The following is a 23240-nucleotide window of genomic DNA, read 5'->3' on the forward strand; positions in this document are numbered from 1 at the left end:
CGTCGCCCGATCTTATGAGTGATCTCCGAAACTCCGATGTCCGAAGAAGCTGCAGCCTTACTGTATCGCCAAGCTTTATTAACTGGAAGGGAACACGAAGATGCCGCTTGAAGTTTCATTTCTTTTCGGGGGGATTTCGACGGAGTATGATGGGTCGGTTATATCGTTAACTAACATCATCTCCTGCTACCTAGCTCTGCACCACACCGAACGGCCGTTCTCCGTCAGAAACTTGTATCATGTGAGCCGAAAGGACGGCCTGGTTCGTGGAATTCCTTTCCATAGTGGCTTCACGCTTGGAGATCTCCAAGCCTGTATGTCCGATAGTAGCACCCTTTCTGGACGCACTTTGCTCGAGACTTTTGGTAGCGTTATATCTCGCGGTGAATATGTTGTGAATTTGTTGCACGGGCAGTTTGGCGAAGACGGCGGAGCGCAGACGCTTGCGGCGCTTTTAGGGTTAAGTGGCACATTTGGCGACCCGCACGTGGCATCGCTGACGATGAATAAGTACGCTATGTCATCATTCGTTTCTTCATTATTTCCGAATGGTGATGTGAAAATACCCAATACTGCGCTGATCACGGCCCGCAACGTCGGCGATTGGCCTAACTTAGCGTCGTCAATACAGGGTCCACTTGTTGTAAAGCCAAATTCACTTGGCTCATCGCTGTTCGCTGAACTTTTTCATGAGCCTGCAAGATATGAGGCCGAGATTGATGCTCTTCTGCGTGCGATATTTACTCACGACAATTCTGCATTGATACAGGAGTTCATTCCTGGCGACGAGTACACCTGTGGGTGTATCATTCGGTCGTCCGAAGTGATACCGCTTCCTGTCGTGAGAATTGACGCAGCGAGAAATTTTTGTAGTCGTGACCAGAAATATGCCGGCAACCTTTCAAAGAAATCTGTGATTGACTTAGACGAGGATGTCTCAAAGTGCTTGCAGTCTGCAGCACAATTAATTGCCGCGTCTATTGCTTCCTATAATATGCTCAGATTTGATTTCAGGGTTGCGCATGACTCACAGATCTGGTTCCTAGAGTGCAACTATATACCATCGCTTGGCGAAGGTAGTTCTTTCGTAAAAATGCTGGATCACTATGGCATGACGGTCATCGAGCTGATACCATGGATCGCGGCCAACTCTGCGCCCTTGGTGAAGAGGGACCACTACGTCAACTATGAGTCCCTCTGACCTATCTACTCTCTACCGCTTGCCACGGACCTTTGATGGAATCTCGTCGATATGCCATCTCCCGTTTTTGCTCCGTTTGCGTCGGTTGAAACGTTCCAGCAGTGGCGGTGCGTAGCGGACGGTCCAGCAGTGAATGGTCGTGTGGTCGACGGCACTGCCCCGCGCGGACGCGAAGCCGTGCGCAATCGCGTGCGGGCTTGAGAGGCTGCACAGGAGGCTCAAAACGGTCGCCTAAGCAAGCAGCTTCAGTCGTTCTTTCCGGCTTCAGATTGGAATAGCCGTTCGACATCACCGGAATACGCACGTAGTTATCCGTAAGCGCCACGCCGCTCCCCTCGTGCGGGGCATGAGGTGAATGTGCGAAGAATCCTCCCGATCGCGAGAGACGGAGGGCCTACGTGGGAGCAGACGGCAAAATGGACGTCGATTTGGACGTCCCAACAGCTGGCTACGCAGGCCGGCTCGAGGTGGACGGTCCGACGGGACGGCGGGTTCGCTCGGAGGCTGAGAGAGCCCGGATTGCGGCCGAGAGCCTGATGCCGGGGGTGCAGGTGGCGGCGGTCGCACGCAAGCATGGTGCGACCCGCTGGCAGGTCTACGATTGGCGGCGTCGCCTTCGTCAGGGACAACTGGCACTGCCCGAAAGCATGGCGCCGATGTTCGCGCAGTTGATGGTGGACGACTCATCGGTGCCTCAGCGGAGGATGAGGCCATCGAAATCGACGCCGGCGAAGGTGGAGATCGTGATCGACGACATGGTGATCCGAACGGCGGTTGACCTCGAACAGCTGTCGCAGGTGATCCGAGCGGTTCGGGCCTCGCGATGATTGCACCGGGCAACGATCTGAAGATCTACGTGGCGACCCGGCCGGTTGACTTCCGGCGCGGCATGGACGGATTGGCATTGGCTGTGCAGGAGATGCTAGGCCTCGACCCGTTCTGTGGGGCAGCCTTCGTGTTCCGGGCCAAAAGGGCTGACAGGATCAAGATTTTGGTGTGGGATCGCACCGGCCTTGTGCTCGTTCACAAGCGGCTCGAGGGCTCGAAGTTCGTCTGGCCGCAGGTTCGCGACGGCGTGATGCGCATGCCGCCGGCGATGTTCGCGGCCTTGTTCGAAGGGCTGGATTGGAGACTGGTTCGCCCCGAGCGGGAACGGCGTCCGCAGCTGGCCGGATGAGTGTGGCACAGTGACTCAGGTGCCTTGTCTCCAATGGCGTTATCGGAGATCATGTGGTTGAGCATGAATCTGACGGTTCTCCAGGAAGAGAACGAGCGTTTGAAGGCGCTCCTCGCCGAGGCGCAGGCAGCTTTGGCAGAGTCCGAGGAGGCGCGCCGCCGCCTGGAGAGCGTCGTCAGCCAGCTCAACCACGAGAAGTTCGGCGCCAAGTCCGAGAAGCTGCATCCCGATCAATACCACCTGCCGCTCGAAGACGTGGAGATCGCGCAGGGCGTGCTCGATGCCGCGCAGGAAAAGGCGCAGCGGGTCATCCGGGGGCGTTCGGACGGCTCGTCCGGTTCGCGCCAGCGCAATCGTGGCCACTTGCCTGCCCATCTGCCGCGGGGGGAGCGGATCATCGAGCCCAGGAGCACGCTGTGTCCGTGCGGCTGCGGCGAGATGGCCAGGATCGGCGAGGATGTCAGCGAGCGGCTCGACGCAATCCCGGCGCAACTGCGCGTGCTGGTCACGCGCCGCCCGAAATACGCTTGCCGGCGCTGCTCGGGCGCCGTCGTGCAGGCGCATGCGCCCGAGCATATCGTGCCTGGTGGCCTGCCGACCGAGGCGCTGATCGCCCAGGTCATCGTCGCCAAGTTCGGTGATCATTTGCCGTTCTACCGGCAGGCCGAGATCTACGCCCGCCAGGGCATCCAGCTGGATCGGGCGACACTGGGCAACTGGGCAGGCCGGGCCTGCTTCCATCTCAAGCCCATAGCCGACCACATGCGCGGGCATCTGGCTGCGGCCGAGCGCCTGTTCATGGACGAGACCACCGCGCCGGTACTCGATCCCGGACGCGGCAAGGTCAAGAAGGGCTTCTTCTGGGCAATCGCTTCCGATGACCGCGGCCATGGTGGCCAAGGCCCGCCCATCGTGCTGTTCCACTATGCGCCGGGACGCGGCGGCGAGCATGCCGAACGCTTCCTTCAAGGCTTCGGCGGACAATTCCTGCAGGTTGACGCCTATGAGGGCTATGACCGGCTGACACGCCTGGAGCGGCCACAAGGACCATGGCTGCTCGTCCATTGCTGGAGCCACCTGCGCCGACGTTTTGTGAAGCTGGCGCGCAACACCAAGTCCCCGATCGCCGAAGCCGCCGTGCGCCAGATCGCTACGCTCTACGCCGTCGAGGCGACGGTGCGCGGCATGACGCCACAAGCTCGGCTCGCCGCCCGACAGCAGTACTCCACCCCGATCATCGCCGCCTTGAAGCCGTGGTTTGAAAAGCAATTGTCGATGATCTCCTCGGGCTCAAAGCTGGCCGAAGACATCCGCTATGGTCTTGCCCATTGGGAAGGGCTCACCCGTTTCCTCGGCGACGGCCGGCTCGAGCTCGACACCAACCCGGTCGAAAACGCCATCCGGCCCGTATGCTTGACCAGAAAAAATGCTCTCTTTGCTGGCCATGAGGTCGGGGCCGAAAACTGGGCACTGCTCTCATCCGTCGTGGCCACCTGCAGGCTCAACGACGTCAATCCCGTTGCCTACCTCGCCGAAACCCTCGAGGCCATCATCAATGGCCATCCACAGAGCCAGATCGAGGAACTCATGCCCTGGCGATTCCGGAAAACATCAAGCCCAAACCCATAGGTGATCGGCCAGGCGCTTACAGTTATCCTGAGATGTCCGATGGCAAGCTACGAATACGAACATTCCTGTCGAGTTTGTCGACTCCACCACACGGTTTTACTTGCCAAACGCCCTTTCTCGCCTCGGTAAAGAGGGGAAATGACACGACTACACACTTCTCCGGCTCGATCAATCCTAATTGGCACCAGATTTGAACCGTTCAATGCGAAGCTGTCTACCGGCCTTATAAACAAGCGAGCCGGATGGGAAGGAGCACATCGCGTCAGGTGTGGGGTTTGCTTCCATTCCTGATTTGCGTGGTTCAAGTGCTCATTGTGTGACCACAACAGCAGAGTTTGAACTGAGCGCTCAAACGGCTACGGCGATGGACGATCTAGATCGGAGAATCCTTACGATGCTACAGAAGAATAGACGGCTCTCCGTTGCCGAACTCGCGAAACTTGTCGATTCCTCGGCCGTCTCATGCATGCGGCGAGTGAACAAGCTGCGGTCGACCGGCGTTATCGTTGCGGATATCTCGCTCGTTGATTCTAAGGCTCTTCGCAGATCGCTTACCGTTGTCGTGACAGTAGAGCTTGACCGCAAACGTCCCAACTTTGCTGATCACTTCAAGCGCTCGATGCGGGCGGCCAGGGAGGTTAACCAGTGCTATATGGTGACGGGTGATGCCGATTTCGTCTTAATATTAACGGTCGAGAACCTTGAGGTCTTTGACGTCTTCGCCAGGACAAAGCTCTTTGCCGACCCCAACGTGCGAAAATTTAAGAGCATGATAACGCTTGATTGTGTCAAAATGGAGCCTCGGATTGCTGTGTAGTTGTCGGCTGGTTGCGCTGAACTGGGCCGCCTTTTGAAGCACCCCGACGCGGATGGACCTCTTCGTTTTCGTCACGATGGATGGCGATGAGGTTTTGAAGGCTCGCGATGCCGAATCCGGAGAACGGACGATCCGCACGCCCGCGCTGCGACTGTTGAGCGTTTTTCGTGCCGCCACTTGCGCCGACCCCCGATGGCGGGATCATCATCAAATCACCCGTAGCTGTCTGAGAAAGAGTCTGAATGTCACACGCCTCGGTCCGACAGGGTCGTCCGTAGACTAAGCCCACCCGACATGATCCTTTTTTGAAAGTTTCAGAAACAGATTGACCCAGAATCGGTATTCCGGATCGTCAGGGTTGCCAGACGCTTCGAAGGCGCAATGAACATTCCAGGGTGTCACGACACCGACGACACCCAGCGGCTCGCGCCGCACCCGATGAAGGAGGCGGCGTAGTCGATCTCGCCCAGCGACTCCTTCAGCGGCTTGCCTTGCTCCAAAGTCATCAGCAGAGCGAGGTCGTCTTTCGCGGCGATGATCAGCTCGAACCATTTTCGCAGGATTTTTGCGCGCTCCTGTGGCAAGGCAGCCCGCCAGGCCGGAAAGGCGCGCGCGGCGGCATCGATCGCCTTTGTTGTCTGTCCCGCATCAAGCGCCGCGACGAAGGCGACAGCAGCGCCGCTGGCCGGATCGGTGACTTCAAAACTTTCGGCGGCCTCGCTTGCCGTCCACTGGCCGTCGACATAGGCGAGCTCGCGCAGCAGCCGACGGTCGGAGAGGCGGTCGAGCGCGTCATGGCGGATCGTGCGGGCAAAGTGCGCGGGCATAGTTGTAGCCCCCCGGGTCGGACTGATGCGGTAAGACTATTCGCCATCGGCAGACAGAGAGGCTGTTTTGGAGGCCTGCCCTTAGAGAGAGTCTCTTATTGTTCGGCGCGGCAGGAGGATATCTCTACGGCTCGTTACGATTGCGCGGGCAGCAAGTCGGCCAAGGGCAAGACGGTCTCATCCTTGACCGTCTTGGTAACATGTAGGTGAAGTAACGATCGATGCCGATCTCGCGCTCGAGCAAGCTATCGACAAGCCGCTGATAGGCATAGATGTCACACGCCATCACCTTCAGCACATAGTCGACGCCGCCGCCGACCGACCAGCAGGCGATGATCTCGGGGATGTCGCGGATGACGCGTTCGAAGCGGTCGAAATCAGCCTGGCGTTGGCTGGCCAGACGTCACCTCCATCAGCACGGTGGCGACGGGTGCCGCGACACGCATGGCGATCCTGGCGTGATAGCCCGAGACGATGGCGGCCTTCTCCAACCTGCGCAGCCGCATCCAACAAGGCGTCGGCGACAGGCCGACCTGCTCGGCCAGCGCCAGCTTGGTGATACGTCCGTCACGCTGGATGCCGTCGAGGATTTTAAGGTCGATCGGATCGAGTCTTAGGAACGCCATGCTACGCATCCATTTGACGCACTTATGTCAGTTCAATTTCCGGCCTGTAGCATGCTCCGCCGTCAGCGCCGATCTTAATATGATCCGCTCCCGGTCCCGTGTTAGACCCCGTCGCCGTTCCTGAGAAAATGGCTAGCCACCACACCTACTGTCGTGGTTGTCGGATCTGCGACACATTGTTTTCGGCCTGGTTGCCTGCTGCACTCCCGGTCAAATCATTGAACAGAACTCAGAAAATATTTCTAACGCCCCCTAGGCGGCAATTGGCATGACTCTTGAGACGTCCTCTTTGTGAAACGCGACGCGCGGCGGCACTGGTGTTCGTCAAGGTGTTCTTCGCAGCTGTGGCTCAGGACTTGGTGCGCCAATCCGGCAAGCTCCCTGGTTCGACCACGAACCCCATTTGCAGGCATTCCCGCCGGTCTGCCTACCTAAATACCCAAATAGGGAGGCAACGATGACTGACCAAATTAAACCGGATTGCGAGGAGGAATTCGCGATCCTCAACCATCTCGAGTCTGAAGTTCGCAGCTACGCACGCAGCTTTCCCGTAGTTTTCGCGAGGGCGCGAGGGGCTCAGCTGTTTGCGCGAGATGGGACAGCCTATCTCGACTTTCTTATGGGTTGCTCAAGTTTAAACTATGGACACAATCCCCCGGAGCTGAAGTCCGCGCTCGCAGACTACATTGCGAGTGACGGTATCACCCATGGCCTCGATCTGTATAACGAAGCCAAGGAATCTTTTCTGCGAGAATTCCACGAGACGATCCTCAAGCCGCGGCAATTAGACCACGTCGTTCAGTTTCCTGGTCCAACCGGCGCCAACGCGGTTGAGGCTGCGCTCAAGCTGGCGCGCAAGATCACCGGGCGGCCCAACATCATAGCCTTCACCAACGGCTTTCATGGTGTGAGCCTTGGCGCTCTTTCCTGCACCGGCAATCGATACCACCGCGCGGCCGCCGGTCAGCTGCTCGGCGGCGTCACGCGGCTACCCTATGACGGCTATCTTGGACCCGCTGTAGACACCGCAGACTACCTTGATCGCCTGCTCTCGGATCCCTCCAGCGGCGTGGACGCGCCGGCGGCGGTGATTGTCGAGACAGTTCAGGGCGAAGGCGGCCTGAATGTCGCCGGTACGAACTGGCTGCGGAAGGTGGCGGCCATTGCGCGCAAACACGGAGCTCTGCTGATCGTAGACGACATTCAGGCGGGTATTGGCCGGACTGATGCGTTCTTCAGCTTCGAAGCAGCCGGTCTCCGCCCGGACATCGTCACAATGGCCAAATCGATATCTGGCTATGGCCTGCCGATGGCCCTCGTTCTAATTGATCGACAACTCGACAAGTGGGAACCGGGAGAGCACAACGGAACATTCCGCGGCAATTGCCACGCTTTCGTCACCGCCCGGGCAGCCCTGGAGCACTTCTGGCGGACAGACAGCTTTGCAGCGTCCGTCGAGGAGAAAGGCAATCTTCTGGAAAGCCGCCTTGAGCAGATCGCGCACAAATACGACCCAAGCCGAGTGTCAGCCAAGGGTCGTGGCATGATGCGGGGCATCGATCTCAAGTCTGGCGAGGTCGCCAAGCAGGTCGTCAGAACCGCCTTCCAGAGGGGCCTAATCGTCGAGACTGCCGGCCCCAAAGACGAGGTCGTGAAGTGTCTGCCACCTCTTGTCATTGGCGAGGATCAGCTTAGCCAAGGCCTCGACATCCTCGAAGACGCTGTTGAAAGCGTGATCGGCAACCCGGTGAACACGGCACCTCAGGATGAGCAGTACAGAGAAGGAAAAGCGTGATGACAGGAGCAACCAGTGACCGGAGAAACCACGTATACGTAAGGAATGTTCATCAAAAGGGGCGCGGCGTATTTGCCAATATTCCATTCAAAGTCGGCGATTTAATTGAAATAGCTCCTACGTGGGGATTTCTCGGCTCAGATGAAAAACTCTTAGAGCGCACTGGACTCTTCGAGTACTACTTTGTTCGGCCGATAGATAATAACCCTGTTGAAAATCAACGCTCCGGGTATGTTGTTTTCGGGCTAATTTCGATAGTAAATCATTCGTCAAGCCCAAATTCACAAATATTATGGTTCGACGACGACACGGGTGCGTGGGCAAGCATCGTAGCGCTAAAGGATATACAAGTTGGCGAAGAGATAACACACAGATATGCTAATATCGAGGATTATCCAAGTACCATCACCTTCATAGAATAACCGTATTGTCTTTTAACGCTGCTGAGCTGGCGGACAAGATATGAACGATAACTTTACGATACTGGAACTATCAAAATGCATCTGGGCACTAGACGACCTGGCGTGCAAGTCCGGCCTTCGGATTGCGACCGGCGACAATTTTGACGAGTATGTCCGAATCACCAGCAGACTTCCCGGAAAGTCGCCGACCACTCCACACTTCCGTCCCGACTGTTCTGCTCTCTCACCTGGAAAGGCATTTTGGATCGTCGGTCGGGATCGGAAAGGAAGTATAGCGCATGTGCAAGCAATGCGTCTGGACGATATATCCCACACCAGCCTTGCTGAGCACCTTAGATCGCTCAAAGGCTGCTTTGACAACCCTGACCTCAAAGCCGGGCCCAGTTCCTCATGCAGTTGCTCCGCGCCGACGGCTGACACCATAAAGGGGCTGGTGGCATATCATGGCGACATGTGGTTGCGGGAGGACTTTCGAGGCCGCGACCTCACGAGCTTTGTTGGTCGCCTTGCATTGGGGCTAGCATGGGCCAAATGGTCCCCAGATGTGATTTACGCGCTAGTTGGCGGCTGGATCATCGAAAAAGGTGTCGCGGATCGCTACGGATATCAGCATCGAGAATACGGGTCCATCCTGCGCTTGCCTGCCCTAGGGATAAGCCATGATGACTGGCTAATTTGGCTAACTCGAGACGAACTGTTGAAGACATTTTCCGGTACTTTCTCATTGCGCACGCGCTGAGAACCTTCTCTGATTCTTCAAAAACGCGAGTGCTGGCCGCGGTCACGCTAATCTGTCGTTCGTGATAATCGCGGGCATCAAAGAGCGAGCGATTTCGGCCGGCCTTGGGCGCAATAATGAGCATCCACGAAAAAAGCTGGACATTACTTCGAAATACTTGGCTTTGAAAATCGGATTATCGGATGTGGTTCACCCGGCGCGTTAATTCGGGCGAAGCGCGATGAGTGCGGAGGAACGGGGCTGGGATACGGCCGAGTAAGTTCGAGCCTTGCAGCCTGCTGGTTTAGATCTTCGTCCTGAGGCCTTTGGGATCGAAGAAAGCCTGCAGGGATGCGTCGGCGTCGAACAGCTCGCCGGCAATTTCGATCTGCCAGCTTCCCGAGTCGATCCACTCCCGACTGACGCCATCAGCGTGGTTGACGTAGCCAAGTCCTATCGATGTCCCCAAGGTAAAGCTCCGTACCCCAGAGGAGATGTAGCCGACAATGCTACCATTGTAGCGGATCAGCTCTTCGCGAAAGAGCAGGGGCTTTGGTTCCCGCAGCTTGAACGACAGCAGCCGCTTTCGCGGCGTGCCGGCCGCCTTCTGGGCCTCCATGGCATCCCTGCCCTGAAAACCGCAGGGCTTGGACCAGTCAATCGTAAAGCCAAGTCCGGCCTCAAGCAGTGTGTCAACCGGGGTTAGGTCAAGCTCATACTCTCGGTATGCTCGTTCGGAGCGGAGATGCTCCAGGGCGTGGTAGCCAGCCGGACGTAGCCCGCACTCAGCACCAGCCTCCCACAAGATGTCAAAAACGTGCTGTGCCATCTCTGTGGGGATATGGAGCTCCCAGCCCAGTTCTCCGACATAAGTCAGCCGGTTGGCGATAACTCGCGCGTAGCCGACGTCGATCTCCTGACTGGTGGCAAATGGAAACGCTTCATTTGAAAGGTCAGTCTCGGTGACTTTGGAGAGGATCTCGCGGGATTTTGGTCCCTGCAGCGACAGCACCGCGTAGGCCGAGGTAACGTCCGTCAGCGTCACGTTCCAGTCGCTGGTGATATGCTTACGAATCCAGGCGGTGTCGCGTGGGTGGACGGTGGCCGACGATATGATGAGGTATTCGGTTTCCGAAAGTCGATTGACGGTGACATCGGTTTCGATGCCACCCTTCTTGTTGAGCATATGCGTATAGACGAGCTTGCCGACTGGTACGTCGACATTGCCGGCGCAGAGCCATTGGAGAAAGCGGCAGGCGTCTTGGCCCTGGACAAGGTGCTTGCCGAAAGAACTCTGGTCCAATAGCACCGCATCCGTACGCGCCGCACGGCATTCTTCAGCGGTGTGCTTGAACCAATTGGGTTCCTCATACGAATAGACATTCTCCGTGGGCTGGCCTTCTCCAGCAAACCACATTGGACGCTCCCACCCCATGCCCTCGCCGAAACTTGCGCCAAGCTTCGCCAACCGATCATGGAGCGGGCTCTTTCGCACGCCGCGAGAAGTTGTAGGCTGATGACTGGGCCAATGCATCTTATAGTGAAGGCCGAGCACCTCGGCTGTGCGATCGTGCAGGTAGCGTTTGTTGATCTGGAACGGATGGAACCTGGCCACATCAACGAAGCTGATGTCCATCTGCGGTGATTTGGCAACGATCCATTCTGCCAGAGCCCTGCCAGCCCCGGCACCATACTCGATACCTTCAGAGTTGTAGCCGGCCGAAACGTAGAGGTTTTTCAGTCCGGGCACCTCGCCGATCATGAACAACAGGTCAGGCGTAAAGCTCTCCGGTCCATTGAAAAACTTCGCGATTCCGGCATTGGCGAGCTCAGGAACGATTTCGATGGCCTTGGTCATAGGCAGCTCGAAATGATCCCAATCCTCCCAAAGTTCGATGAAGGCGGTGTCCTTGGGCAGGCGTTCCATCTCGACAGGCTTGCCCCAAGGCTCGAAGGCGCCGATCAGGAGCTTGCCTGCATCTTCCTTTAGGTACACGTGACCATCGGTATCACGCAGGACTGGAAGCGTCGGCCGGATGAAGTCCATAGGTTCGGTGACCACGTAGAAGTGCTCGGCCGCGTAAAGTGGCACGCGTGCGCCCAACCGCGCCGCCAGGTCCCGAGTCCAGAGACCACAGGCCAGCACCAAGGTTTCCGCTTCGATGACCCCATGGTCGGTCTGGAGCTGGTAGAGACCTTCCGGCGTCCGCCAAAGGTCCTTTACCCCTTGGTTCTCGAAAATCCGGACCCCATTCTGCTTGGCGCCCGCCGCGAGCGCCATGCAGGTGTCGATCGGGTTTGTCTGCCCATCCCGGGGGATGAACACTGCGCCCTTGATGATCGAAGCGTCGATTGCAGGATAAAGCGCTTTCGCCTCCGCCGGGGAGATCATGTGAGCTTCAAGGCCAAAGCTCTTAGCGACCGACGCGTTGCGGGCCGTTTCGTGAAGGCGCTCCTTGGTCCGGGCCACGCCGAGCGTGCCGTTGCGTTTGAGCCCCGTAGCCTGGCCTGTTTCGGCCTCAAGGGCATCATACAGCTCAGCATTGTATTTTGCAATTTCGGTCAGCGAATGCGTGCCGCGTGTTTGCATGATTAGCCCGGCCGCATGCCAAGTTGTGCCTGAAGTCAGCGTGTTCCGCTCCAAGATCGCGACATCTTTCTTGCCCAGCTTTGCGAGATGATACGCAACGCTGGTGCCCGCTATGCCGCCTCCCAAAATAACTATCTCATGGTGACGGGCTGCCGAAGCGCGGGGGCGCAAGAATGGGAAATGTGTCATGGAACCCTACGATTGAATGAAGAGCCGCTACAATTCGCGCGCCTTCTGCATGTACCGCGGCAAAAATAGCCGGGTCGCCACGCGTACATTCCGCGTATTTCTCGCTGAGTTAAGGTTTTGGCCGCGACGAAGTGGAATTGTTTGCGGCCGTCAGTCGCTCTGGAACCTTAAGCTGACGCCATGCGTGGCGGCGATACTCGTCGAACAACCGGCGGAGCCTGACGCGACGCATCTGAAGGCCCACCGCACCGCGGCGAGCCTGCTCAAAAAGGGGATGTTCCCCGTCGCATCGGGCGAACAAAAGGTGGGCTGAACTGGCATGTATTCTGCAGGACGAGCCAAGCCGAACCGCTCCGGGTCGCCGACTTGGACAGACCCAACAGATGGTGTCGGATTTTGGCTGACCGGGTGCATTACGGCGTTTTGCCCCAAGGTGTGGGGGCCATGAGGCCGATCCGCCGAAGCGCGGATTTCGAGCTGTTCGGGCGTCAGTCTGGCGCGCAGCGCAGCGATGGCTTCCTTCAGCTTCCCGGCCGACGCCGCGCGTCTGGTCATGTCGTCAGCTAGACTTAGACTAGTCTAGCTTTTCCTGGAAGGCGAAGGTGTCGCGGGGTGAGTGGTTGGCGTTGCGGTCTTGGCTGGCCGCGCCGGGACTACATGAGCCACTATCGGGCCGCAGCGGCGTCAGCCTTGCCTGCAGCGCATTGGTATAGTCCGCCAGGCGTCGAGTTGCTCGGCCCTGATGCCGATGCGGGTCTGCCGGATCTACGCCGCAAGGGGTGCCGTCTTGAGGAGATAAAAAGCATCGTTGATAACAAATCCGTCAAGACCTGCGGCACGGGCATAAGTCAGCAAGTCGCTTGCACGGTTGATGAAGCCGGTGCCATTAAAGTTCAGCGATGTGTTGCAGAGAACGCCGACTCCGCTTTTCGCCTTGAACGAGGTAAGCAGTTGGAAGAGGGGCGGGTTCTGCTCCCGCGAAACTGTTTGGGCCCGCGCTGTGCCGTCGACATGCGTGACGGCCTCCAACCGGCTATCGAGAACCTTCTGGAAAAGAAGGATGTAGGGCGACGGGCGTGCCAAGTCGAAGTGGAGCGCGACGTCCTCTTCCAGGCAAACCGGCGCGATCGGGCGGAAACTCTTCCGATTCTTGATGCGGTTTAAGCGCTCATGGGTTGCCTTTGAAAAAGGCGCCGCGAGAATTGACCGATTGCCGAGCGCCCGTGGTCCGATTTCACAATTCCCCTGTACCCAACCGATCACCTTGTCACCGAGCAACGCTGAAGCCACTTGGTTGTAGTCGAGTGGATGGACCTCGATCCCGGTGCCGTCAATTTCGTCAAGCGTGAAAGGCTGGCCTGAATACACGTTCCATTTGATCTTAGCATTGCCTGTGAAATGCCGCATAGCGTCGACTGCGGTTCCAATCGCCGAGCCTGTATCATTTGTACATGGCGGAATGAAAACATCGGAAAAGGTTTGTTTCGAGCGATCGGCGGTTCCACTCACAATTTAGTCCGCACCCGCCGGAAATCAGCAGCGGGAAGCCCTTTGTCAGGTTCCTCTTCGCGAAAGTGTGGAACTCATCGAATATGGCGTCCGAAAATCGCCTGGCGAGGTTGGTGAACTTCTGATGGGTTACGCCAATATTGTGGTACGGCGAATTCCGCAGATTCCCCCTTACACAACGGGTACTGCTCGCTTGGAAGCACGCGGTTGACCTGCGCCCGTGCACCTCGTCGCCAGTCGAATCTATTCGGCAGGCACTCGCTCGTTTCAGCCCCGCCTCGCGTCAAGTAGCTGGCCGAAGCCGCCAATTGGGGCCGCATAACCGGCGAGTCCGAGGGCGTGCCAAGCCATAGCCTGGGTGCTGGACATTACCGGAATACCAAGTTCCTGCTCAAAGCGTGCAAGGTGAGGAACGACTGGCATCGCCGTGCATGACAAGAATAGTGCACCAGCAGCTGATTGTTTAACAAGAACCTTGGCGGCACTGAGGATCTCCTCGACGTCCAGCTCGCAAATCTCGACATCGGTCTTGCAGTCGAAGACGCCATCTGCCGCGAGGTGGATGCCGGCTCCAGCCAGGAAGGGTAAGAACTTCTGGTGGAAGTCAAATCCGTATGGGGTGAGCAAAGCTATACGTTTTGCGTTGACGTGCTTCAGTGCTTCAATCATCGCGATTCCAGGAGACGTATATTTTACACCTGGACAGGCCTGCTCGAGCTCACGCAGCAGCGTCGGTATGCCGAGCGCGACCGTCCCGCTGGTGCAGCTGAAAGCCAACACGTCGAAACGGTCGCTGGGAGGAAGCGTATTAGCGATTTCTGTAAACGACGTTGGCGTTGTGAACCCGCCACCCGCATGGCTGTAGGCTGTTCTGGTTGTGTAGACAGCGACATCTTCAGGCATCAGCAGCTGGAAGGCGCCTTCCCCGACTTCGTCGGAATTCAAAAGGATGAAGCCGATCCGGGCGCTTACCGCCGCCGGGGCAGTTTTCGGCGAAAACACGATCGTAGATGTCTGAGCGTCCATTTCAAACCTCTGTCCGAGCAATCCGCGGCGGGCGTCCCGGAACCATTCTACGGCTAGCACCGTGCAGGCAGACGGCGTTTCAGGGGATCGATTCGCGGTCAAACTGCATTGTCGCAGCGCACAAGCGTGGGCGGCCTTCCGGTTAGTCTGTAGGGATTACGTTTCCGCGTTTGTAGAGCTGCAGACAGACACTTGTGTTGATGCGTTTGATATTCGGGTTCATCTCGACCATCATCTGGCTGATGTGGTCGTACTCCTCGACATCTTTCGCCGTGATAACCACGGTCAGGTCAGATGCTCCTGTGGTGTAGAATGCCTGCTGCACATAGGTCTCCCCCAGCAGCCATTTCTTAAGCTGGCCGAGCAAATCCTTGCGTTCTCGTTCAACCTCGATCGCGGCCAGGAATACTAGCGGCCGACCGACTTTCTTGCCGTCGACCACGGCAACCGTGGCGACTATTACCCCCAAGTCCTTCAAGCGCTTGATGCGACGCTGAACCGCGGAGGCGGACAGGTTCACCTCTTCGGCGATCGTCGACGCTGGAAGCTCCGCGTCCAGCTGGATGATCGCGAGGATTTTTCTGTCGTAATCGTCGATGTCTTCAGTACTCAAAAGATGCCCCTGACGGAGCGGAAAGTGCTCCTCGCGACTTTTAACCGGTGGCGGGATCGTCCGCTAGTACGTCCAAACAAAGACGCACCACCGCGTCTGTGGTTGGAGCCAGAAGGTCGTCCGATGCGCCAAAGGTCGGTGTGTGCAGAAACGACTCGTTGCCAGGCTCCCGGCTTCCGAACCAGAAGTAAATCGAAGGCACTTTCTCCGAATAATAGCCAAAATCATCGCTGCCCTCTTCCTGCTGGTCAGTCGACAGCGCTGCCTCGCCCTCCGCCTTGACAACGATTTTTTGAAAACGCACGACGAGTCCGGGATCGTTGACCACGGCAGGCTCTCCAATGATCTGGTCGACGCGGGCTCGGCCGTGGTGAAGTGCAGCCAGACCGTGTGCGAGCTCTGCCACCCGTGTGTTGATCATTTGCCTTCGCTCGCGCGTCCGCGTCCGGATCGTGCCTTCAATAGTTACCTCTGGGCAGATGATGTTCGCCGCTTCGCCGCCCCTTATCTTGCCGATCGTGATGACTGTCGCATCCCGGGCTGGGAACTCGCGTGACACAACCTTCTGAACTTCACAGATAAACGCCGCGGCGATGGCAATGGCATCGACGCCCTTATGCGGCATGGCCCCGTGCGCCATCTCGCCGATGAATGTGATCGCAAACTGATCCGCTGACTTGCTCACTGCGCCGGGGAGGGCGTTGAAGACGCCGATGGGGAGGTTAGGGTTTATATGGATCCCAATCGCGTGGTCGAAACCGTCGAGCAGATTTTGGCTCAAGATCGAGCGTCCCCCGACCGGCTCCGCTTCCTCGGCCGGGTGGAAGAACACTCGGACCCTGCCGGAAAAACGGTTCCGCTGGCGGTGCAAAGCCAATGCTGTTCCAAGCGCCACCGAGGCGTGGATGTCATGGCCGCATGCGTGCATGACCCCTGGAATCTGTGACCGGAAAGGGACGTCGTCGCGCGTTTCCTGGATAGGCAAGCCGTCTATGTCGCCCCGAACGGCAATTGAGCGGGACACACCGTTCGCCTGGCCAAGAATATCCACATAAAGGCCGGTTTCGTGGAAAGGTATGGCCCCGTCCAGTCCGTGGCGCTCAAGGATCTCTCGAATTCGAGCTTGCGTTTTCCACTCACAGTTGGAGAGTTCCGGCTCTCGATGCATCGCTTGGCGAAGTTCGATGATGGCGTCCCGCTCGGCGCTGTGGAGCCCCGAGCCGAGACGTTCTGCTGTCGGTTGAGAAACCATGCAAATCTCATGTTTGGAAAAGGTGCCGCACCGCGGTGAGTAACGACGGTGCGGCCATCGCCTTTAATTTCGGGAGTAAAGGCGATGTGGAACGCGGGCTAGGCGTTCACCGCCGCTTTCTGTGACCGCAAAGGTCTCCGAAAGCGCGATGCCCTGCTTTTCAAGCCAAAGGCCCGACTGGAAGTGGAAGCACATTCCTGCTTCCAGGACAGTCTTGTCGCCATCTTGGAGGTTGGCCGTCTTCTCGCCCCAATCCGGCGGATAGGCGATGCCGACCGGATAGCCAACGCGGCTTTCTTTTGACAGATTGTTTTTTTGCAGGACATTCTGCCAGATATTCTCGACCTCTCCGCATGTAGCACCTGGCTTGGCAGCCTCAAGCGCACGATCCACACCTTCGATGATGACATCGGCAAGTCGACGCTGTTCCTCACACGGTTTACCCAGCAGGACCGTGCGGGCAAGTGGGCTGTGGTAACGTTTCCGGACACCCGCCAATTCGAGAACCACCATTTCGTTCTCTGGCATCTCCCGGTCGGTCCAATAGAGATGGCAGGCATGGGCATTCTCACCCACCATCACAAAGGGAAACGCCGCGGGCGAGTCACCGTAGAGCCCGTCAGTGCCCATGACTGACGTGCGCAGGATGTCGGCTGCCACCTCATAGCTCTTTTTTCCAGCAAGCAGGTTGTCGATAGCCTCCTGCATGGCAACGGTGGTGAGTTTGCCCGCCTCTCGCATGTAACCGAGCTCCGCAGGTGACTTGGCCAAGCGAACCCAATTCACAAGACGACGGTTGTCGACGATCTTGGCGTTGGGCAAGCCCGCCAAAATGGTCTGGTGACAACGAGCGGTGTAGTAGTCGACGTCCATTTCAACGCCGATCGTCTGGTTGTCCCATCCCCGCGACTGGATATGCTCACAAAGTGCCTGGAACGGATGGACGTGCTGCTGGTGTAGCATCGTTTCTGGGTAAGGCAGCAGGTTTTCCGCGGGGAGGCGGGTGGTGATCTTGAGCGCCGACGTGTCCATCAGGCGCCCCAGCCAAAACGGCGCATCTTCGTCCTTGTGCACCAGGAGGACCTGCGGCACGTAGAATGAAAGCGCATCAAGACCCGTCAGGTAATTAATGTTCGCCGGGTCTGTACAGAGCAAAAGGTCTATTCCCGCGCCTTCCATCCGCTTCTTGACCTTGCGAAGGCGCGCCTCATACTCTTCCGCTTCAAACGGGATTACATATGACATGTGGTTTCTCTACTTTTTGAATCTGATACTTATTTGGACTTGCCGGCCATCCAGCCGAGAATTTTCGCGTCGTTCTTTGCAACCCAGTCCTTCGCGAAGGTGTCGGGATCAATTTTCTTGGTGCCAACCGCATCAATCCATTGGGCGATTTCAGCCGGATCAACCGTGATGTTGTTGAGAAGTGCGACCAGTTTCGGATCCTTTGCTTCCAGTTCCTTGGCGTAGGCGATGTTGATTGAGATCGGAGCCCAGGCGGTCGTGACCGATGACATCGCAAGCCAGTTCGGGTTCTGGTCGGGCTGTACAACCTTCCACTTCGCCGGGTCATGCGGCGGTTCGTCGAGCATCACCACTTCCTTACGGGAGAAGGTCGGGTGGGGGGTGTAGCAGATGCCTACCCAAGGCGTGTCAGCTCGTATCGCCTGGTCCAGGTCTACAACCGCAAGGCTTTCCTCGACGGTTGTCAGTTCAAACAGGTCGGCATATCCGTAGTCTCGGGCACGGATGAGCTCGGTCTTTGAAGAGCTCCAGCCCGCAGGGCCGACCCAAAGTTTCGGTTTGCCGCCTGCGGCCGTTTTGAAAACGTCGGCGATCTCGGGACGTGACAGATCATAGATCGACTTGACGCCGAATTTTTCCTGCGTGTGCCGGGTGGTGCACATCCCGGAAAGCGTCTGGAAAGTCAAACTGCCCAGTTTGACAGTCTGCTTTTCCTTGACGTACGCATTAATCAGGCTGTCATGGTTTGGCGACCAGACTTCTGGCAAGATGTCGATCTCACCTTTGTCCATCGAGGCCAAGATGATAGGCAGTGTACTGTTGACCACTTCGGCGGATGCGCCGAAGTATTTCGCCGAGATTTCCTCCAGTACACTCGACATCGCCTGAAGGGACGGCCAGTTGGAGGATCCGATCTTGATTTTCTCCTGTGCCGAAGCTGGTGCGGCAAACCCCATTGCGACGGCGATTGCGAGTATTGGAAGCTTGATCTTCATTGGTTTGTACTCCTTTTTCCCTGTATGAGCCGATCCAGGATGATGGCGCAGATCAGCACTGCCGCCCCCACCAAGAAACCTTGTCCGACGGACGCGTACTGCAGTGCCTGCAGAACATCCTCACCCAGGCCGCCGGCCCCGATGAGCGAAGCAATCACCACCATCGACAGGCACATCAGGATCGTCTGGTTGACGCCTGCCATGATGGAGGGCATGGCGAGGGGCAGCTCGACCTTCAAAAGACTCTGCCAGGGGGTCGCACCGAACGCGATCGCCGCCTCCCGGGTGCTTAGCGGTATCTGCTGGAGACCCAGCGCCGTGAGGCGCGCTACGGGCGGCATGCCGAATATTATCGTGGCCAACACACCTGGCGTTTTGCCGATGCCGAAGAACGCGATGATCGGCACCAGATAGATGAACGCAGGCATCGTCTGCATCAGATCGAGGATGGGCCGGAATATGCGGTAGGCCCTGGGGCTTTTCCCGCAAAGGATCCCCAAGGGAATGCCAATGCTGAGCGCCAACAACGCGGCCGTTCCCAAAAGCGCGATCGTGACCATGCCTTTCTGCCAAAACCCGAAGACTGCCAGGTAGATCAACCCTGCTGCGGTGAACGCTGCGGTCCCAGAGCCCGCAAGCAACCATGCGGCAAAGACCGCAACCAGGACCGTACAAATCCACGGAAGGCCTTGGAGCAGGCTCTCCGCAAACGCGACCAATGTCGAGATGCTGCCCGTGATCGCGTCGAAGACCGTCCGCCCCGATTGCGTTAGCGAGGAAAAGAACTGATCAAGCACAGTCGCCGTGGTGCCGGCGATATCGGAGGTTTTCGACTGGATGGCCAGCATGCTGGCGAGTTGTGGAGCGCTGGCGCCGAAAAGGGCGACGACATAGATGATGGCGAGTAGCAACGCGCAGGCAATGACACGCTGGTAACTCCGCCCTGACGGCGTCACCCGGTGGCGCCGCCAGCGCATGTACTGGCGCGAATAGAGCCAATCGCCTGCAACCGCAAGGATCGCCCTCAAACCAAGCAGGGCAGCCGCAGTCAGCGCGATCAGCTTCGTTGCGGCCCGGGCGCTCTCAATCGCAGCGGCTCTTTCCTTTGCCGCCGACTGACCAAGCGATTTTGACAACTCCAGCATCTGGTCGGCCGAGGCTTCGTTGCCCTTTTGACGTTCTTCGTTCGCCTGGGCGAGGCGCGCTTCGGCCAGTTTTTCGAGCGAAACGGCGCGCGCGACGTTTTCGTCCGTGAGACCGCCGGTGCTTAGAAACACGATGCCGATTACCAGGGCGATCTCGACTAGCCCGCTAAGGAGAAACGCTCCAAACAGACCGCGCGAGGCAGCCCACAATGGGCCAACTAAGCCAGCGGCAAGATTGGGACGGAGGCCGGCCCGGCCGCCTTTGAATATATTGCTGAATTTTCCCTGGTAATAGATACTGTTAGGTCCCGTGAACTCATCTATTGAACTTGACCAGTCCTGGTCCGTGTATGACCTTGTCATGTCAGCGGACCTCCTTCATCGACGTCAGCATCGTTTCAATTGTCACTTTGCCGACCGCACGCCCTGATTGATCCAAAATCATGATGTCTGACCGGGTCCGAGCGCCTGTGGCGATCAGCTCCGCAAGAGGGGTATCAGGAGTGGCGACCGGGGTATTTGCTTCTAAGGGCAGGTCGTCAGGGCCTGCCGGCGTCATCACGTGGCGCGCGGTTAGGATAGGAACGCGGGAGATGCCGCGAACAAATTCTGCGACATACGCACCAGCTGGCGAGCTGATGATGTCTGCCGCAGAACCAATTTGGACGATCGCACCGTCCTTCATAATTGCGATTCGATCGCCCAGATGAAAGGCCTCTTCGAGGTCATGTGTGATGAATAGAGTTGTTTTGCCAAGGTCCCGAGAGAGCGCGAGGAACTGGTCCTGCAGATCCCGTCGGATCAGGGGGTCAAGTGCCCCAAAGGGCTCATCCATCAGCAAGACGGACGGGTCGGCAGCTAGCGCCCGCGCGATGCCCACGCGCTGCCGCATGCCACCGGAAAGCTCCGACGGAACCCGATCTTCCCAACCTTTGAGATCCATCATCTCGATGGCGGCCTGTGCCTTGGCCCAGCGCTCAAGTTTAGGGACGCCCTGCAGCTCGAGGCCGAAGGCGACGTTGTCCCTCACTGTCCAGTGTGGAAGAAGGGCAAAGTCCTGGAAAACCATACCAACCTGTTTCGACCGGATCGACCGAAGCTGGGCGTTCGTAACCTTGGAAATGTCAACGCCATTAAGGCGGATGACCCCGCTAGTCGCATCGATGAGTCGGTTCACGTGGCGGACAAGGGTCGACTTGCCACTGCCCGAAAGACCCATGATTGCGAGGATTTCGCCCTTCCTGATCGAAAAGCTTACGTCTTTGACCGCCACCACACATCCGAAGCGGGCAAGAACCTCGTCCTTGCCCAAATCTTCATTAACGATGGCCGCCATTGCTTCCCGAGTGCGGGTCCCGAAAATCTTCCAGACATGGGAGCAGGATACAACCTCGTCGCGCTCATCGACGATCGGGTTGTTACCGGCCGGTCGCACCCCTTGATCGAATGTCGAGGAGGCTGATCTGCTGAGCGTAGCATCAGCGAATTTGTTCATAGTCGACTTTGTTCCCCTTATTGGGTATCAGTATATTGAGCGCTATGTGCGTTCCTCCGCGTATTTCATGGAAGTTACGCGGCGAAGCCGCGCAATTTCCGGGCTACCTGGCGGATTATGTCGCCACAAGCCGCTTTCGCGGAACGTCTTTGTCGCCCATTGGGCCCTGAAGGTCAGTTCAGGGGCGTGGCGCTGTGCGACAGACGCGCAGGCCGCCTCACGAGTGGGAGGCGTTTGTCCGCATACGGTGCGCAAGCGGGTTGCACGGCATCGAGCTGAGGGCGTGGCCGTTTCAGGATCGCAGCTCGCGACCACGGCACCTGCGCCGTCCGACGCCGCCGCAGGTCATCGCTCGCATCGAATCCCTGCGCCGGGATCCCGGCAAGTATATTGCCAAGGAGGTTGGCGTCTCTCCCGCAACGGTCGGTCGTGTTCTCAAGCGCCTCGGCCTGATCAAGCTCAAGGCCTCGGATCCACTGCCGCCGATATGCCGCTATGAGCATGCCCATCCAGGCGAACTCAGCCACATCGAGATCAAAAAGCTCGGCCGGTTCGAGCGGGTTGGTCATCGCATCCACCGGCGATCGCACAGGCCAAAGCACCTGGGGCAGTTCCAAGCGGGGCGGACCGGGCTGGGAGTTCGTCCATGTATCTCGTAGCCAAATCAAGCCCGACGAGAAGACGCGCAGCGCAATGGTGCAGAGCAGGATCCGAGGTGAGAGCCCTGCCGCGCAGCCTCTACAGTCGCTCCTCATTTGCGGCGCCCCTGCGCACCCTCTTCGGATCTCGTGGGTTCCAGCCGGAGACAAAGCGGGCAAGGCGGTTTCGGCCTGCTCCACCCAGCGGCGCTCTTCTTCCCGGTGGCTCTTGATATTGTAGGCAAGCGCCGGTCCTTTTTGTCCGCGCGCCGGCCGATGACCTGCCTTGAGCTCGACGTCGCGCAGCTTCTTGGCGTTCAGGGACGGCCTTGACCACGCGTAGCCACGTACCCGAAATCCGATACTTCAGCGCACTGGAGGATATCGTTCGCCGAAACGACGGGAATTAATGTTTTATAAAATTGTGTTTGAACACTCCCCGAACTGAACCAACCGCCGGGGCGGGGCACTATGTTGGCGCTGTCGCTCGATCGCGACAACGAACTTTTTTCCCTTGCCCAAGGTGATCTTCATGGCACGCTGGGCGAACGTCCCTTGAAAATCGCAACCCCAGAAATACATCGAGACGCTCCCTGCCAAACCGCCGACAAGCAACACGTTACGATCGATCCTTCAGATAAATTTACAGAACCTTTGCGAATGCAAATCGTGACAATGGTACCTTCACCCCAAGTCGGATTTCAGGGGCGAATAAAAGGCCCTCGGCGCTTTCCGACAAGGATTTGGTTGTTGACGCCTACCCATTTCGGAGGACCACTGATGACCGACGACATGATGAATCTGCGCTCGCTCGTGAAGAAGACCCCGGATGCCGATCTGCTGCGGGAGATGATCAGCTTTGCCGCCGAGCGGCTGATGGAATGGAGGTGGGCGCGGCCACCGGCGCCGCCTATGGCGAGAAGAATCCGCTGCGGCTCGCCCAGCGCAACGGCTACCGCGGCGGCATAGTCGAACTGTGCATTCCGAAGCTCAGGAAGGGACGCTGCTTCCTCGGGTTTCCTCGAACCGCGATCGCATGGCCGAGAAGGCGCTTGTGGTTGGCACTTAACGTAAGAATGCTGCTGCCCGCTTACGACTAGAGCAGAATCTGATCACTCAGGCTCGTATCCTGCGGCGCAGAAGTAGTTTGAGCACTCCTCGGCGGTGAAGCGTGGCAAGGCGTCGCGGATTGCGTCCCAAAGCTCGGGGATGTTGCGTGCGGCGGCTTTCCTGAGAATCGACTTCAGCTTGGAGAAGGCATTCTCGATTGATGGTGTGGATGGCTCCTGCTCCCGGCGTCGCATTGCGCCATAGTTGGGATGTTGTCGTCC

18 protein-coding genes and 7 pseudogenes are annotated in these 23240 nt (G+C 57.9%); 10 read left to right on the forward strand and 15 right to left on the reverse strand.

Annotated features, from left to right (window positions below; genetic code table 11):
• Positions 1-100: 100 nt before the first annotated feature.
• On the forward strand, positions 101-1201 hold the full coding sequence (locus tag NKJ11_RS01925) for a D-alanine--D-alanine ligase family protein (RefSeq protein WP_352792588.1): 1101 nt from the start codon (positions 101-103) through the stop codon (positions 1199-1201).
• 18 nt (positions 1202-1219) lie between these two features.
• Here NKJ11_RS01925 and NKJ11_RS01930 read toward each other — a convergent pair.
• Positions 1220-1363 (reverse strand): annotated as a pseudogene (locus tag NKJ11_RS01930) (IS6 family transposase); the annotation flags it as partial.
• Between the two features lie 254 nt (positions 1364-1617).
• Here NKJ11_RS01930 and tnpA point away from each other — a divergent pair.
• The 4 genes from tnpA (at position 1618) to NKJ11_RS01950 (ending at position 4824) form a co-directional block, all read left to right on the forward strand.
• Complete coding sequence (gene tnpA, locus NKJ11_RS01935) at positions 1618-2028, forward strand: IS66-like element accessory protein TnpA (RefSeq protein ID WP_352792590.1); 411 nt, start codon at positions 1618-1620, stop codon at positions 2026-2028.
• Entirely contained in the window at positions 2025-2378 is a 354-nt protein-coding gene (gene tnpB, locus NKJ11_RS01940) for an IS66 family insertion sequence element accessory protein TnpB (RefSeq protein WP_352792591.1), read from the forward strand. The genes tnpA and tnpB overlap by 4 nt, the downstream gene beginning before the upstream one ends.
• Before the next feature lie 63 nt (positions 2379-2441).
• Complete coding sequence (gene tnpC / locus NKJ11_RS01945; RefSeq protein ID WP_352792619.1) at positions 2442-4007, forward strand: IS66 family transposase; 1566 nt, start codon at positions 2442-2444, stop codon at positions 4005-4007.
• Between the two features lie 364 nt (positions 4008-4371).
• Positions 4372-4824: an Lrp/AsnC family transcriptional regulator gene (locus NKJ11_RS01950; RefSeq protein ID WP_352792592.1), complete on the forward strand. Its 453-nt coding sequence runs from the start codon at positions 4372-4374 to the stop codon at positions 4822-4824.
• A gap of 387 nt (positions 4825-5211) precedes the next feature.
• Here the strand turns inward: NKJ11_RS01950 and NKJ11_RS01955 are convergent.
• Together NKJ11_RS01955 and NKJ11_RS01960 are read right to left on the reverse strand one after the other, a co-directional pair.
• Positions 5212-5651, reverse strand: a pseudogene (locus tag NKJ11_RS01955) (aldehyde dehydrogenase family protein); the annotation flags it as partial.
• A gap of 134 nt (positions 5652-5785) precedes the next feature.
• Positions 5786-6277, reverse strand: a pseudogene (locus tag NKJ11_RS01960) (Lrp/AsnC family transcriptional regulator).
• Between the two features lie 457 nt (positions 6278-6734).
• Here NKJ11_RS01960 and ectB point away from each other — a divergent pair.
• The 3 genes from ectB to NKJ11_RS01975 are packed head-to-tail and all read left to right on the forward strand — an operon-like array spanning position 6735 to position 9233.
• Positions 6735-8072, forward strand: coding sequence for a diaminobutyrate--2-oxoglutarate transaminase (gene ectB / locus NKJ11_RS01965; RefSeq protein ID WP_352792593.1), 1338 nt, complete (start codon positions 6735-6737; stop codon positions 8070-8072).
• Positions 8072-8494: an SET domain-containing protein-lysine N-methyltransferase gene (locus NKJ11_RS01970; protein ID WP_352792595.1), complete on the forward strand. Its 423-nt coding sequence runs from the start codon at positions 8072-8074 to the stop codon at positions 8492-8494. Before ectB ends, NKJ11_RS01970 begins: the two co-directional genes overlap by 1 nt.
• 40 nt (positions 8495-8534) lie before the next feature.
• Positions 8535-9233 carry a hypothetical protein gene (locus tag NKJ11_RS01975; protein ID WP_352792596.1) on the forward strand — a complete coding sequence of 233 codons (699 nt, stop codon included), beginning with the start codon at positions 8535-8537 and terminating at the stop codon, positions 9231-9233.
• Between the two features lie 283 nt (positions 9234-9516).
• Here NKJ11_RS01975 and NKJ11_RS01980 read toward each other — a convergent pair whose 3' ends face one another.
• Positions 9517-11991 carry a GcvT family protein gene (locus NKJ11_RS01980; RefSeq protein WP_352792597.1) on the reverse strand — a complete coding sequence of 825 codons (2475 nt, stop codon included), beginning with the start codon at positions 11989-11991 and terminating at the stop codon, positions 9517-9519.
• A gap of 220 nt (positions 11992-12211) precedes the next feature.
• Here NKJ11_RS01980 and NKJ11_RS01985 point away from each other — a divergent pair.
• Positions 12212-12306 (forward strand): annotated as a pseudogene (locus NKJ11_RS01985) (IS5/IS1182 family transposase); the annotation flags it as partial.
• A 123-nt stretch (positions 12307-12429) separates the two neighbouring features.
• Here NKJ11_RS01985 and NKJ11_RS33805 read toward each other — a convergent pair.
• The 10 genes and pseudogenes from NKJ11_RS33805 to NKJ11_RS33810 all read right to left on the reverse strand — a co-directional run.
• Positions 12430-12750 (reverse strand): annotated as a pseudogene (locus NKJ11_RS33805) (hypothetical protein); the annotation flags it as partial.
• A gap of 6 nt (positions 12751-12756) precedes the next feature.
• Positions 12757-13500 (reverse strand): carbamoyltransferase C-terminal domain-containing protein, encoded by a 744-nt coding sequence (locus tag NKJ11_RS01990; protein ID WP_352792598.1) that lies wholly within the window; start codon positions 13498-13500, stop codon positions 12757-12759.
• Between the two features lie 267 nt (positions 13501-13767).
• A complete protein-coding gene (locus tag NKJ11_RS01995) occupies positions 13768-14526 on the reverse strand; it encodes a maleate cis-trans isomerase family protein (protein WP_352792599.1) in 759 nt (252 codons plus the stop codon).
• 142 nt (positions 14527-14668) lie between these two features.
• Positions 14669-15139, reverse strand: a complete 471-nt coding sequence (locus NKJ11_RS02000) for an Lrp/AsnC family transcriptional regulator (protein WP_352792600.1) — start codon at positions 15137-15139, stop codon at positions 14669-14671.
• 40 nt (positions 15140-15179) lie between these two features.
• Positions 15180-16391: a M20 family metallopeptidase gene (locus tag NKJ11_RS02005; RefSeq protein ID WP_352792602.1), complete on the reverse strand. Its 1212-nt coding sequence runs from the start codon at positions 16389-16391 to the stop codon at positions 15180-15182.
• Between the two features lie 63 nt (positions 16392-16454).
• On the reverse strand, positions 16455-17636 hold the full coding sequence (locus tag NKJ11_RS02010) for a M24 family metallopeptidase (RefSeq protein ID WP_352792603.1): 1182 nt from the start codon (positions 17634-17636) through the stop codon (positions 16455-16457).
• Positions 17637-17665: 29 nt separating this feature from the next.
• Positions 17666-18631 carry a glycine betaine ABC transporter substrate-binding protein gene (locus tag NKJ11_RS02015; RefSeq protein WP_352792604.1) on the reverse strand — a complete coding sequence of 322 codons (966 nt, stop codon included), beginning with the start codon at positions 18629-18631 and terminating at the stop codon, positions 17666-17668.
• Positions 18628-20139: an ABC transporter permease gene (locus NKJ11_RS02020; RefSeq protein ID WP_352792605.1), complete on the reverse strand. Its 1512-nt coding sequence runs from the start codon at positions 20137-20139 to the stop codon at positions 18628-18630. Before NKJ11_RS02020 ends, NKJ11_RS02015 begins: the two co-directional genes overlap by 4 nt.
• Position 20140: 1 nt before the next feature.
• Positions 20141-21271, reverse strand: coding sequence for a quaternary amine ABC transporter ATP-binding protein (locus NKJ11_RS02025; protein ID WP_352792606.1), 1131 nt, complete (start codon positions 21269-21271; stop codon positions 20141-20143).
• A gap of 173 nt (positions 21272-21444) precedes the next feature.
• Positions 21445-21840, reverse strand: coding sequence for a hypothetical protein (locus NKJ11_RS33810; RefSeq protein WP_502895864.1), 396 nt, complete (start codon positions 21838-21840; stop codon positions 21445-21447).
• A gap of 849 nt (positions 21841-22689) precedes the next feature.
• On the opposite strand from NKJ11_RS33810, the pseudogene NKJ11_RS02035 reads away from it, so the two are divergent.
• Positions 22690-22963 (forward strand): annotated as a pseudogene (locus NKJ11_RS02035) (transposase); the annotation flags it as partial.
• Between the two features lie 58 nt (positions 22964-23021).
• Here NKJ11_RS02035 and NKJ11_RS02040 read toward each other — a convergent pair.
• A pseudogene (locus tag NKJ11_RS02040) lies at positions 23022-23240 on the reverse strand (hypothetical protein); the annotation flags it as partial.

This window comes from Mesorhizobium sp. M0243, from assembly GCF_040321775.1.
Lineage (GTDB): Bacteria > Pseudomonadota > Alphaproteobacteria > Rhizobiales > Rhizobiaceae > Mesorhizobium.